The organism is Sinisalibacter lacisalsi (assembly GCF_014640115.1).
GTDB lineage: Bacteria > Pseudomonadota > Alphaproteobacteria > Rhodobacterales > Rhodobacteraceae > Sinisalibacter > Sinisalibacter lacisalsi.
Window position 1 is genome coordinate 89,901 of record NZ_BMGI01000002.1, and the last position, 13,471, is coordinate 103,371.

A 13,471-nucleotide genomic window follows, 5' to 3' on the forward strand; every position below is an offset into this window, starting at 1 on the left:
TGGCGCAGCCGGGTCAGGGGGCTCCTTGCGGCTCACAGGCGCTGCATTCGGGTGCGCAGACGCCAGGCGAGCCGAAGCAGGCGCGCCCGCATCGCGGTGAGTGCCCGCCGCCGCCAGAAGGGGCGCCCTCGGTGCCCCGACGCGTCGCCGGCCGGGCGGGCGGCGGCGGCCGCCTTGGCTTTCCGGGCTGCCTTTTTCCGGGCGATCCGGTCGACAACAGGTCTGACCGTGCTCATGGCATCGGCGAACCGGGCGCTCTGGCTGGCGAGGATGGCCTCGGCTTCACCACCCGCGCCCAGGCGGGCCAGGAACAGGGCGCACCAGCGCGCGTGGGCGGCATAGGCTTCGGACGCGGCGAGCGTGGTTTGCATCGCCGCCCGCGCCGCCGCGTGATCGCCGGAGAAGCCGCGCCGCATCGCCTCGGCGATCGCCGCCTCGACCTGTAAGCGCGGATCCGCGCGCAGGGTGTCGATGATGGCGTTCACCTGCGCCTCCTCACCGGCGCGCGCGAGCAGCTCGACCAGGGGCAGGGCGCCGCTGCGCGCGCGCCCGGATGTCTCAAGCAGGCTCTGAGCATGCGGCGTTTCTGGTAGCCGGGGATGGGGGCGAGGGCTTCCCAGATCAATGGCGATGCGAACCGGTCGGACATCGCGCCGAGAGCCCGCAGGCGATCGGCCTGGCCGGTCTCGCGGTAGATCCTGATCAGCCCCACGACGATCCAGGCGGGGATGTCGCCGCTGTCGGGCACAAGGCGCTCGAGAAGCCGCGCCGCATCACTCCGGCGCCCCGCCAGGGCGTGGCCCTTGATCCGGTGGATCTGCTCGAGGAGCGCGGGCTGGCAGCGACTTTCCCGAGCGCGGTCGGGCCGAGCCCGGTGCGCGAGGATGTCTTCGATCAGCCGCGCGACGCGGTCTGCGACGGGCGGGGTGACCATCGCGCCGTGATCGGTATCGAATACGTATTCGGACACGGCGCCGGTTGCGAAATGCGCCCAGCCCAACCCGTTGTCCGCACCGGCGAAGGGAAAGCGCCGCGTCGATGTCAGGAGGTGGAACTCGCAGGTGATTGGGCCCGCGGGGTAGAGAAAAAGCTGATCGACCAGGGCCCGCTTGGCGGTTTTCTGTTCCGGCCCGGGCAGCGGCAGGCGCGCCAGCGGGCTGCTGCTGTCGATCACGATGATCCGGTCGATGTCGATCCCGCGTTCCGCCGCGCGCCCCGCGAGGTAGCCCGCGAGCGTGCCGCCGAAGGAGAAACCGACGAGGGTGAAGGGGCCGGCCGGGTCGCGGCCGGCGAGATCATCGAGAAGGCTTTCGATGAGATCGGCGAAATGGGTGCTGGCGAGCGGGACGCCGCTCGGCGGTTCGAACCGCAGCGCGAGAACCGGGTTCTCCACCGACAGGGCCCCGAGGAGATCGATCGCCCAGGCCACCTGGCCCGTCGCCACCGGCAGCAGAACGATCGCCGGCAGCTCGGCCCGCCCCTCGCGCAGCACCCGAAGATGACGGCGATCGCCGTCCTGTCGGGAAGGGCTGAGGGCGATAAGGGTGCGCAGACGCTGGATGGTCGGATCGTCGGCGAACGACCCGAAATCCACCTCGACCCCGAACACCTTCTCGACCTCGAGGATCATCTGCACCAGTTGCAGCGAGGTGCCGCCGAGGGCGTGGAAATCCGCTTCGCCGGCCGGCACGTTGCGCTGCAGGACGTCTTCCCAGATCCTGGTGAGAGGATCGTCGGACCGCGCCCCCGGCTCCTCTTGCGCCGCGGGCTGGCTTTGCACGAGCGCGGGGATATCCGCCTTGCCGTTGGGGGTGAGTGGGATCGCGTCGATGCGGACATAGCGCGAGGGCAGGGCAGGCCGCGGCAGGCGCTTGGCGAGAAAAGCCCGCAGGTCCCGCTCGCTTGGCATCACGCCGCCGACCGGTTCGATATAGGCGGTGATCCCGCACACCGTTCCATCGCCGCGCCGGTCGGGGATGGTCGCCGCGCGGCCAACGGCGGGGTGGTCGGTCAGGGCGGAGTCGATTTCCGACGGTTCGATGCGGAACCCGTGAAACTTGAACTGGGAATCGCGCCGCCCGAGAAACTCGATTTCGCCGGCCGGGTTCCAGCACGCGCGGTCGCCGGTGCGATAAAGGGTGACCGGATCACCGGCCCCCAGCCCGAGGCGCCCTGCGTTGAGACGGATGAAGGTTTCCGCGCGCGCCTGTGGCGGGTTCTCGTAACCCGGCGACAGGCCGGGCCCACCGACGCAGAGCTCTCCGGCGAAGCCCTCCGGCACGGGGCGCTGATGGGTCGACAGAACGAACGCCATGTTGCCGGGCAGCGGCCGGCCGATCGGGACCTTGCCGCGCAGATCGGGCGGGATCTCGTGGCTCGTCGTCAATGCACCGTTTTCCGTCGGCCCGTAGGCGTTGCTCAACCGCAGCGAAGGGTTCGCCGCACGCGCGCGGCGGCAATGCGAGGCCGATGCGGCTTCACCGCCGATGGCGAGATACTTCAGCGGCGACAGCACCGCGGGATCGGCATCGACAAGCATGTTGAACAGGCTGGTGGTCATGAACGACGCGGTCGGCTTCAGCTTGCGCAGTTCGATCGCAAGGCCGCCTTCGGCAAAGATGTTCTTCTCGAAAAGGACAAGGGCGGCGCCACGCAGCCAGGCGCCCCAGACCTCGACGAAACTACCGTCGAAACCGGGCGAGGCGAGCTGGATCATCCTGTCGCCGGGGCCGACCGGCAGGTGCCGCGCGCCTCGTGCGAGCCGGACCAGCGCGGCATGGGGCACGGGGATGCTCTTGGGCGGCCCGGTGGTGCCGGACGTGAACATCACGAAGGCTTCGTGATCGGGGCTGCGGGCGATCACCCGGGGAGGGGTTTGGGGCAGCGCGTCCAGTTCAAACGCGGCAGGCATGTGCAGAAGCCGCGCGCCCTCGTCCGCGAGAGTGGCGTCCGGTCCCGGCCCCGATATCAGGGCCTTGCAGTTGGCCGCGTCGAGGATGTGCCGGACCCGCAGCAGCGGAAGATCGGGATCGACCGGAACCACCGTCAACCCCGCCTTCAGCACCGCGAGCCAGGTCATGAATACGGCGGCGCTGCGCGGCATGGCCACGCCGATCCGATCGCCTTCGCCAAGGCCCTGGCGTTGCAGCCAATGCGCAAGCGCGTTGGTCTTCCGGTCGAGGGCGGCATAGCTCAGGGTGGCGCTCGGCGTCGTCAGCGCCTCCTCCTCGGGATGGGCGGCGGCGATCCCGGCGAACAGCGTGGTGATGTCGTCACCATCGGCGGGCGTGGTCACGGCGTTCGACCGGTCGGCCTGCGCGGCGGCTTGTGCCGGGGCGACGAGGTCGATCTCCGCGAGCGGGATTTGCGGGTTGGCGATGGCCTGGCGGGCGATCAGAAGGTAGCAATCGGCGAGCCGCTCGAGCATGTCGCGGCTGAACCGAGACCGTTGCCCGGCGAAGGTGACTGCGATCCCCGTCGGGCCGGGATGGAGGCTCAGGTGGAGATTGGCCGATTGCGTGGCTTGCGGGGTTGGGCGTTCCGTCACCGAAAGCCTGCCCGCGTCGAGCCCCGGATCGGGGGCATTGTAATAGCCGATAACCGCTCGCCCGAGATGGATCGGATCGGTTGTCCGCGCCAGCGTGCTGCGGAGCTCGTGCCGGGCGTTGCGCAGCAGGTCGGCGAAGGTATGCGCGGCTCCGATGTCGGCGCCGACCTCGACATTGCGCACGAAAAGGCCGATGGCGTTCGCCTCGGCGGGCCCGGTTCGATTGTCGGGCGAAAGTGAAATGCCGAAGGCGTCCTGATCGCAGTAGGTGGCGAGCAGAAACGCGTAGCAAGCCAGCAAGAAGTGAAACGGCGTGCAGCCGTGTATGCGCGCGACGTCGCGCAGCGCCTCGGCTTGTGCCGCGTCGAGGGCGCGCTCGGCGATGTCACGGCGCACCGCCTCGGCTCCATCCAGTTCGAAAGCCGTGTCTGGCCAATGAATCTCCGGATGCGGTGCCCCGACTGGCGCGCGCTCGGGGCTCGTTCGCGCGGACAGATGCTCAGCGAAGCTCGCCGCCGGGGGCAGGCCGGTGTCGCTGTCGGTGATCGCGCCTTCGTAGAACCGGAACAGATCTCGCGCGAGGATCCGCCACGACCAGTCGTCCGCGATCAGGTGGTGGATGAAGACGGCGAGAACGTGACGGGTCTCGTCCACCCGGTAGAGCCTTGCGCGCCACAGATTTGACCCGTCCCGAGCGAAGGGGACGAGGGTTTCGCGCGCGATCTGCGCGTCGATCTCCGCCAGGCGCTCATCGGCGGTGCGTCCAGTGACCGACGGCTGGAGGAGTGCGGCATCGACGTGAGGCGCGAAGACCGGCCTTGCGCCCTTGCCGTCGCGCACGACCGACATCCGCAGCGCATCGTGACGATCCACCAACCGGGCGAAGGCCTGTTCCAGCGCCGCCACGTCCAGCGGCCCGACCACGGACCAGCTTCGCACCAGGTTCGCCACCGGTTGCGCCTTGTGCAGCATCTCCGAGCTCAGGAGGGCTCGCTGCTCGGGTGAAAAGTCGACCCCTGCGCCCGGCCCCGGGCGGGGCCGCGGCTCGGCGGATTGCCTCAGCCTGTCGAGCATCGCCTTGCGGCGCGCCGTGGTGGAAGCGGTTTCGAGCGTCACGCGGGCAATCCATCCCGGTCGGCGATGTCGATGAGGCAGGGGCCATCACCGGCAAGCGCGCGCGGGCGGATAGCATCCCAGGCCTCGAGGTTTTCCACCCGGTGCCCCGCACCGCCGAGGCCGTCCATCACCCGGGCGTAATCCGTTGCTGCCGAGTAACGTGCGATCCTCTCGTCGCCGCCCCTGAGCTGGTTGTTCTCCGATGCGAGGCCGTTGTTATTGCACACAAGGAGCGTGACCGGTGCCTTGTACCGGACCAGGCTTTCCAGGTCGGCCAGCGCAAGACCGAGGCTGAAATCCCCGCTCAGAAGGAAGACCCGTCCGAACCGCCCGCCCGCCCAGGCGCCGAGCGCGTGGCCTATCCCGGAGCCGAGATGGCCCATGATCCCGGGCGTGATCCGGGCCCAGGGCACCGTCGGCGTGATGATCCGCGCGGCATGGATCAAGGCGCTGCTCCCGTCGAGAACGAGGCCGGCCCCGGCCGGAAAGTCGTCCGCAAGCGCCGTGACGATGCGCTCGAAGAGCGGGCGGTGCGCCCCGGCATCCGGGCGAATGATCGCCGGATGAACCGGCCCGGTCCCGTCCATCGCCCTGCCGGTGCGCTGCGCCAGGTGCGCCAGAAGCGCCTCGAGGTTTTCGCCGATCTCGCCCTTCAGAATGATCTCGGGCGCGCGTTTTTCGGCAGGGTGGTCACCCCTGTCGCGGAGCGCGATCACGCGTGCGCTATCGCCGACAGCGGCGCCGAAGCGCAGCGTCCAGTCGAGGGCGGCCCCGACCAGCACGACCGCATCCGCCGCGGCCAGGGTGCGATGAACCTGGTCTTGCCGGACGCTTGCAAGCGCGCCGCCACCGAAACCGATCGAAAGCCCGGTTGGGCAGAGCGGGGCATTCAGCCGCGTGGCCAGCTCCGCCAGAACCGTTTCGCGGGCGGACCAGCGGGCACGGTGGCCGACCACGATCACCGGGTTTTCCGCCGCGCCGAGGATCGCGGCGGCGGCCTTCAGATCGGCGGTTTGGGCGACGCCCGCACGATCGTCCGAGAGCCGCGCAACCTGCCCGCAGGACGGACCCGCGGTGCTTGAGAGCAGCGCCCGTTCGACGAGCGCGACCGTGGAGCGCCGGCCCGGCCCCGTGGCACGGGCAAGCGCCTGCTCGATCTTTTCCGCCAGGTCTTCCGGCTGCGCGAGCCGCAGGGTTTCGAAGGGCGCATCACCGTCGAGGGGCAACGGGATCGCCCCCTGGAAGGCCCCGTCTCGTGCATCCTCGGGGCTTTCGCAAGGGGCCAGCAGAAAGACCGGCGTGCCATGCGCGACCACCGAGGAAAGCGCCGAAAGGGTATTCGCGAGCGCCGGTCCGCGGGTGACCAGAACCGCGCTCGCGAGCCGACCGGACGCGAGATTGTCAGCCGCCGACGCGAATACCGCGGTGGCCTGGGATCTCAACGAAAACACGCCCAGCCCGGCAGCGTCGCAGGCCCGCAGGATGCCGTAGGCCATGTCTCCCGGCACCGTGTAGACCCGGCGCACACCGGCGCGCGCCAGTGACGCAGCGATCACCGCCGTGACGGGGCGGGCGGGCGACGTGGGATCGGTGCGCAGATCTCGCGCCATGGGCCTGATCATCCATGGCCGTCGGTGGGCGCGGTCTCGGTGCCGTGGAGCGATTCGATGATGCGTTTCGCGCGGCCGTCGTCCAGGGTGTCGATATAGGCAGCCAGCTCGCCCGGGGTCGAATACCGAAACAGCACTTCCGGCGAGAGGCCCAGGCCGAGCAGGGTGTTCATTTCCAGCACCATGCTCGTGCCCGAAAGGGAATCCCCGCCGGAAAGAAAGAAATCATGGTCCGGGCCGACATCGTCCCAGCGCAATGCCTCTGCGAATAGGGCGGTCAGGACTTCCTCGCTCAAGCTCTGCGGCGCCGTGGGTTTCGGGGTCAGCTCGCCGGCAAGAAGGTGCTCCATGTCAAGCCGGCGCGGTTTTCCGGTCGGCCCCTTCGGGATTTCTTCAACCGCAACGATCCTGCTTGGAACCTTGTGATCCGACAAGACATCGAGCAGCGCCGCGCGCAGCAGGCGCGGGTTGTTGTCGGACGCGGGGTCGATCACGACGGCGGCGGCGAGGTCCTGGCCAAGCGTGGGATGGGTGACGCCGAAGGCAATCGCGTCGACGACGCCCGGCTGGTCGAGCAGAACATCCTCGATTTCCGTGGGCGCGATCTGCGCGCCGCCGCGTTTGACGATCTCCTTGGCGCGGGCGACGATCGTGACCGTGCCGTCGGGATTCACAAGGCCGATGTCGCCGGTGCGCATCCAGGCACCGTCGAAGGTTTCGGCGTTGGCCTGCGGGTTGTCGAGATACCCGTCGATCACCGAGGGGCCCTTGACCCAGATTTCGCCCTGCCGTCCAGCGCCGAGAGCCGCCCCGTCGGCGCCGCGAACCTCCAGGTCCACGCCGCAGGGCAGGCCGACATTGCCGGAGTGGCCCGCGGGTTCCGGGCTTTGCGTGCAGATCAGGTTGGTGGTTTCCGTCATGCCATAGGCCTCGACGAGCGGGCAGCCGAAGACGCGCTCGATGCCGTGGCGCACCTCGCGCGGCAGCGCCGACGAGGCGGAACGGGCAAACCGGAACCGGCATTGCGCGGCGCGGTCGGGCTGCCTGCGCGCTTCGTCGAGGATGGCGCGATGCATCGTCGGAACCGCCGTGTACCAGCGCGCGCCCGCCGCCGCGGCGGTTTTCAGGAAGGCGCCCGGATCGGGACTGGGCTGGATGATGTTCTTCGCGCCGGCAAGCAGCGGAGCGAGCAGCCCGGCGACGACGCCGTGGATATGGTGAAGCGGCATGATCTCGACCGCCGTATCGGCCTCATCCAGCGCGATGGATCGTCCGATGTTCCTTGCCGACAGGAGGAGGCGATGTTCATCGAGCGCCACCAGTTTGGGCGCACCGGTGGTGCCCGATGTGGTCAGGACGACCCCCGCACCGTCGAGACACCGTGCGGGCGTGCCATGCGGCACCGGCGCGGACACGGCGGAGAGGATGAACCGATCCGCCCCGTCCGGACGCGCAACCAGGACTGCGATGCCCAGTTCGCCGGCCAGGCCGGCAATCTCCTTGTCGTCCTCGGTGAGCACCAGCGCCGCCGGCCGCAGAAGCGCGATCAGTTTGCGGACCTCCGCCGGCTTGGCATTGGCCGGGATCGGCGCGGCGGGGTAATGCGGCGCAAGGCTGAGGGCCAGCCTCGCGCAGAGGAAAGCGGACGCCGAGCGATACGCGATCAATCCACCTGAGGGCACGCCGGTGCGCGACAGGTCGTGCTGCATCGAAGCCGCGGCATCGACCAGGTCCGCGAACGTGACCTCGGGGCCGGCGCTGCCGTCAGACAGCGCGATGTTCGCGCCATAGCGCTGCTTCAGCCCACGCAATGCGTGGGACAGTCCATCTTGTGCGACCAATCTGAACCCCTCTCCCCGATCCTGTCCCGGACGAACCGGCACGCGCGCAACACCCCGTCGCCTTTCAGCCTATGAGACAAGCAAGGGCCCGCACAAGCCTGAACGCGGATTACCGGGATGGATGGCGCGGTTCTCCGATGCGCGGTCGCCCGGGATCCACTGTGCGCGCAGCATGCGGCCGGTTTGGTGCCCTCATCTGGGCCCTGCCTCGGTGCTCCACCCTGCGCGGCCGGGCATCCATGTCGCCGGAGCACGGGGCCGGATGGCCGAGATGCGGGGCGATCGCTGCATGGTGGTCCTCGACCCGTCCGCATCCTTGCCTCGTTCACGAAAGATACGTTGTTGGTGTCTTTGCAATTTCATACGGATACGTCCGAATGATGACCTGCGCCCCGACAGGGCCAATATGCAAAGGCGATTGCCGCATGACCGCTCCCAAGCGTCTCGACAGCCACCTGATGGCGGCGCAGTCACATCTTCAGGCTGCGCACAAGGCCGGCGAAACCGGATTGTGCGCCTACCTGATCGCGCTTGCGGCCTATCAACGTGGGCTCGACGTGAGTTTCGAGACCTTCCTCGGCGATGACAGGGAATACCTTGGAAGCCATCCCGACTATAACGGCAACTACCTCAGGATATCCGACGGCAAATCGGTTCATGTTTTCGACAAGTCGCGTGGGGATCTGTCGAAGCGGGTGCACACAAGCGCCGCCGATTCAAAGACGCTGTCGAAAAAGCTCTTCGAACACGGGAATATCAAGACCCCGCGAGGCGCGAGCTTCAAGCCGGGGAACGAGGCTGGCGTTTCTCGTTTCCTGGCCTCCAGCAGCGCCGACAGGTTCGTCGTCAAGCCGGAGCAGGGGTCGCTTGGGCGGGGTGTGCACGTCGGCCTGACGGCGGAGGACACACGCAGCGTCTCGACCAGACAGAAAGCGGCTTTCGTCATTGAAGAGCATATTTCCGGCTCGGAATACCGGGTGTTCGTGGTCGGGGACCGTTGCGTCGCGGCCTACGAACGGCCGGCACTCCAGGTCAGGGGGGATGGCATTTCAAGCATCGAGGCCCTGATCGACGCCAGGAACCGCCAGCGCGCGCTCAACCCGCGCACGCGCAGCAGCCTGATTGACAAGCTGGAGGTGGCCGCGACCCTGTCGCGCACCGGTCGGTCGCTCGACGACATTCCCCATGCCTTCGAGCCGGTCACGCTCTCGTTCGTCAGGAACATCTCGGCGGGAGGCGACAACCGGGACGTCACCGATACGCTTCCCGGGCTCGTGGGAAAAGCTGCGGTGATGGCCTGTAACGCGACGGGGCTGCCCAATTGCGGCGTGGACATCATTCACGATGAAGCCGCCGACGTCGCATATGTTCTCGAAGTCAACTCGCGCCCGCATCTCGGCGCTCACAGCTTCCCGTCGCTCGGGGCAGGCGCAGGGAACGCCGTGGCGGACGCGATCCTCGATCACTACTTCCCGCGTTCCGCCCGGAACGAGAGGTTTCCCGAGCTGGTGATCGACATCGCGGCGGTGAAATCGGCCCTCGCCTCGGGACAGTTCCGAAGCCTCGCCTGCAAGAGGATCGAAAAAGGCTGGATTCACCGCCGAATACCCCTTGATGCGTCGGAATCCGAGGTGGACGGACTGCTGCGGCAGCTCCGGCTGGTCTGCATTCACGTGGAGAAGTTCAGCTATTCGGAGTCCCGTCACGTCATCAACGCGTTCTTTCTGCCCCGCGGCTTCGCCGGTCTGGTGAAAACAGCCAAGCAGAACAAGATGCCGGTGATTTCGCGGGAGGTGGATGCAATCCTGTTCGGTCGGACCAAGCGGTAGCGCCTGCCGGTCGCCCGACGGATCGGGCCAACCGCGGGGAAGGGCGTGGGGGCTTCCGGAATCCAGTCTTTCAGCGTCGGCGCCGTGCCCACCAATGGCAAAGCCTCCGGCGTGCGGGATACGGCGCGGTTTTTCGCACCGGCGCGCGTTTCGGGCAATGGCCCGCTGCGTTGCCGTGACTTATGGGGCAAATTGGAGCGGGTAGCGTAATTCTAACATCAATGATATCAATCGGTTACGATCATTTTTACCGAATGGCCCCGGATTTACCCCAAAATCCGGCGTAATTCCCGCCGCGCGCTGGGGTAAGATGGGGTAAGCCATCTAGGCGATCTCCTGTTGGACCGGTATGACTGCGCCGACGGCATCGTGGAGGCGCCCCTCCGGATCCCGGGTCAGTTCGATCACTGAGAACCCGCCAAAGTTGTGGCGCTCCGCTTTGGTTATGTCAAGGACTGCCACCGGCCCGTGCTCCTTGGCGACGACCGCCATGACCCGGCAATCGCCCACCGGCTCGGGCACGACGAAGCTCAGGGCCTCCCCGCTTGCCGTCTGTGGCGACACCGCGATCACGTCGAAGCGGTCGCCCCGGAAATTCGCGGTGAAGTGCGGCACGTCCTGGCTGGCGGAGGCGAAGGTCACGCGGCCGCCCCGGACCTCGATCAGTCCGGCCACGAGAAGCGCCGCGCCGTGGGCAGCATCCGCGCCGGCGTTCGCGCCGGTCGCTGCGGGCGTCGGTGTCCGGCCAAGCGCGAGCCAGACTTCATCGACCTGCAACAAGCCGGCGAGGGCCCGGATGTTGTCCTCCCGCGGACGGCTTACGCCGTGCACCCACTTGTGCACGGTGTTCACGCTCACGCGCACGCCGATCTTGTCCAGCTCGTGCTTGAGCCAGGTCAGCCTGCCGTGCGAGGTTGGCGGGGCGTGGGGCGACGCCGCGATGGCCTGCTCCAGCCGGAGGCCGAATTCCCTTGTCGTTGCCTGTGCGATGACGTTCGCTCCCTGGCACTGTGCCGATTAGAATATTCAACAGTTAGTAGAAAGAAGGTGTCATTTCTACCCTTGCCTGATGAAAGGTGTGGGGTAACCTTTTGGCATGAAATGTTGAGTCTGCAAGCGTCCGATTGAGCGGACCCCAACCATTTAGGTGAAGCTAATTCACGTGGGTGATCCGCTCCCGCATGCCGTGCCGGCCCCGGCGTAGGCTCACCGGTGCGGTTTCCATTTGGAATAGAAGGGTCAACGGCAATGTTTGTGTTCTGCCATAGCTTGAATAGTCACGTTCATCTCCCGGTCTGAACGGGCCGCCGAAACCCGTCATTGTCGATAACGGCATACGCCCCACCCGGCAGCGCGGTCCAGACGGCTTTTGCCGTGAGCGGCAAGGAAGGTGGCTCCGTGGTGTGAAGCCCGGGCACCGCCGAGATCGAGGGGTCACACAGCCAGATCGGAGTCGCTGTTTCCGCAGGCGCCCGGATGCCTGAAATCGTTCAACTATCAACCCATCTGCATGAGGGGCCTATAGAGCATTTGCAGGACTCTCTAACGTCGCGCTCCGCGCCCCCCGCGACAGGGCCATTGTTTCCAGAAGGACCCGGAGCGGTTTCCGAATAGTCAACAACAGCTAGACCCGGCCCCCCGGCACCACGGCCACCAGATCGCCCGGCCGCGCCCTCGCGCACGGCACCACGGCCACCAGATCGGACGGCACCACGGCCACCAGATCGCACGGCCGCACGGCACCACCACGCACGGCCGCCGGGCTCACATCCGCCACGGCACCACGGCCACCAGATCGGCACGGGGGCAGATCGGCGCGGGGCAGATCGGCAGGCGGAATCGCCATGCCGATTCGGCCGGGAGGAATCGCCGCACGGAGTCACGGCACCAGCCGAGGGCAGATCGGCAGGCCACCAGCCGAGGGCAGACCGGCAGGCCACCAGCCGGGGGCAGACCGGCACCGGATCAGCCGAGGGCAGGGCACGGCACCAGCCGAGGGCAGATCGGTAGGCCACCAGCCGAGGGCAGGGCGCGGCACCGGATCGGCGCGACCAGGCCACCAGGATTCCGCCCAGGTGCGTGGAATCCAGATCGGCGCGCCGCTCGATAGGGGCAGGACGGCACCACACGGCCGCCAGATCGGCAGGAGGGCACCACACGGCACGGCAGGGGGCAGGAGGGCGCCGGAATCAGGAAACCCGCCACGGGGGGCGGGTTTCAGGGTTTCAGGGTTTCAGGGTTTCCCGAGCGCGCAAGCTTGCGGGGAAAGAGCATTCCTCATTTGTTGAAACCTCCATCAGTTCCGGGCCCACACCGCTACAGAGCCGTTGTCGGGTTGAACGAAAGCCGCCGCGCGTCGGCGCTGTCGCGTCAGGGGGCGTCAGACGGGGCATCGGCGGTGGCGACCTGCCGGGGGTATATGTGCGGATCGATCCCTTGGCCTGTGTTCCGCATACCTCGAGCTTCTGCTTTGATCGGTTTGCGTCTGTGACGGAGCGGAGTCGCGAGTTTTCTGGCGCCGCCCTCATGTGGATGCGGACCAGGTTGGGCAGCGGGGAGCACCCCGCAAGAGGTCTCATCTTGGCGTTTGCTGCCTGGACCGATGCTCTGTGCAATCGCGCAGGCGACGACACCGGCCTTGAGCCACAGCCGGTCCGCTCTTATTCTGGCTCGTCTCGATGAGTGGCTGCTGCTTTGTGAGCGAAACCGGCGCCTGACCGGGCTCAGACGACCCCGAGATCGCGCGCGAGCATGGCCGCGTGGGTGCGGTTGCGCGCGCCGAGTTTTTGAATGATCGCGCGCACATGCATCTTCACCGTGACTTCCTGGATGTCGAACGCGTGCCCGATTTCCTTGTTCTGCAATCCGTTGCAGATCCCTTTCAGCACCTGGATCTCGCGATCCGAAAGGGTGCTGATGGCCTTGAGGCGATCGCAGGCCTGCTTTTGATTGATGATGGCGAACGAGAAACCGCTCAACAGAAGCGTGACCGCCGCGTCGAAGGCCTCCGCGGTAAGGTCCAGCGGCAGAACACCGCTGGCGCCGGCCACGAAGGCGTTCCCTGTGTGAATAGAGGCGGTTCGGTCAACCAGCACGCCAAGGGGCCTGTCGCCCAGGTATTTCAGCACCGTCCGAATGCCCTCCAGGCCGGAAAGGCCGGGAAAACGAAAATCCAACAGCAGCACATCCGGTTTGTCGTTGACCTGCAGCCGCTCCAGAACGCGATCCGCGATGGTCTCGACCTGTATTCGCTCATCCTGTTTTCGCAGAACGTCATCAAGTGGATGGCCGTTGGTCGCACCCTTTTCGATTGCCAACATCACCTGCATGCGCCGATCCCCTATTTTTTTTCTATGTACCCGTTTTTTTCAAGGGAACCCCGCTTGAAGAGTTACACGCAGAGCCCAGCCAGACCACCTACCAATAGGGATAGGTCTATTACCCGATGGCCCAGGTGATCCGCCGAGCGAGGCCGAGGTTGTCGGAACGGGCGGGCCGATTGGCGTTTCGTGCCATTGATGTCGGTTT

7 protein-coding genes are annotated in these 13,471 nt (G+C 67.1%); 1 reads left to right on the forward strand and 6 read right to left on the reverse strand.

The window, feature by feature from the left end; genetic code table 11:
- Positions 1-32 precede the first annotated feature (32 nt).
- Genes IEW01_RS06280 through IEW01_RS06295 form a run of 4 tightly spaced genes read right to left on the reverse strand, consistent with a single transcriptional unit; the run spans position 33 to position 8,114 of the window.
- Positions 33-485, reverse strand: coding sequence for a hypothetical protein (locus tag IEW01_RS06280; protein WP_188526778.1), 453 nt, complete (start codon positions 483-485; stop codon positions 33-35).
- Complete coding sequence (locus IEW01_RS06285; protein ID WP_188526779.1) at positions 482-4,663, reverse strand: non-ribosomal peptide synthetase; 4,182 nt, start codon at positions 4,661-4,663, stop codon at positions 482-484. Before IEW01_RS06285 ends, IEW01_RS06280 begins: the two co-directional genes overlap by 4 nt.
- Positions 4,660-6,273, reverse strand: coding sequence for a thiamine pyrophosphate-dependent enzyme (locus IEW01_RS06290; protein ID WP_188526780.1), 1,614 nt, complete (start codon positions 6,271-6,273; stop codon positions 4,660-4,662). Before IEW01_RS06290 ends, IEW01_RS06285 begins: the two co-directional genes overlap by 4 nt.
- Positions 6,274-6,281: 8 nt before the next feature.
- On the reverse strand, positions 6,282-8,114 hold the full coding sequence (locus tag IEW01_RS06295; protein ID WP_188526781.1) for a non-ribosomal peptide synthetase: 1,833 nt from the start codon (positions 8,112-8,114) through the stop codon (positions 6,282-6,284).
- Between the two features lie 425 nt (positions 8,115-8,539).
- Between IEW01_RS06295 and IEW01_RS06300 the strand changes: the two genes are divergently transcribed.
- Positions 8,540-9,943, forward strand: coding sequence for a hypothetical protein (locus tag IEW01_RS06300; protein ID WP_188526782.1), 1,404 nt, complete (start codon positions 8,540-8,542; stop codon positions 9,941-9,943).
- Between the two features lie 324 nt (positions 9,944-10,267).
- On the opposite strand, the gene IEW01_RS06305 is transcribed toward IEW01_RS06300, so the two are convergent.
- Together IEW01_RS06305 and IEW01_RS06310 are read right to left on the reverse strand one after the other, a co-directional pair.
- The gene (locus tag IEW01_RS06305) at positions 10,268-10,801 is read right to left on the reverse strand and encodes a helix-turn-helix transcriptional regulator (protein WP_188526783.1); all 534 of its coding nucleotides are present in this window, start codon (positions 10,799-10,801) and stop codon (positions 10,268-10,270) included.
- 1,865 nt (positions 10,802-12,666) lie between these two features.
- Positions 12,667-13,272 carry a response regulator transcription factor gene (locus tag IEW01_RS06310; RefSeq protein WP_188526784.1) on the reverse strand — a complete coding sequence of 202 codons (606 nt, stop codon included), beginning with the start codon at positions 13,270-13,272 and terminating at the stop codon, positions 12,667-12,669.
- Positions 13,273-13,471 lie beyond the last annotated feature (199 nt).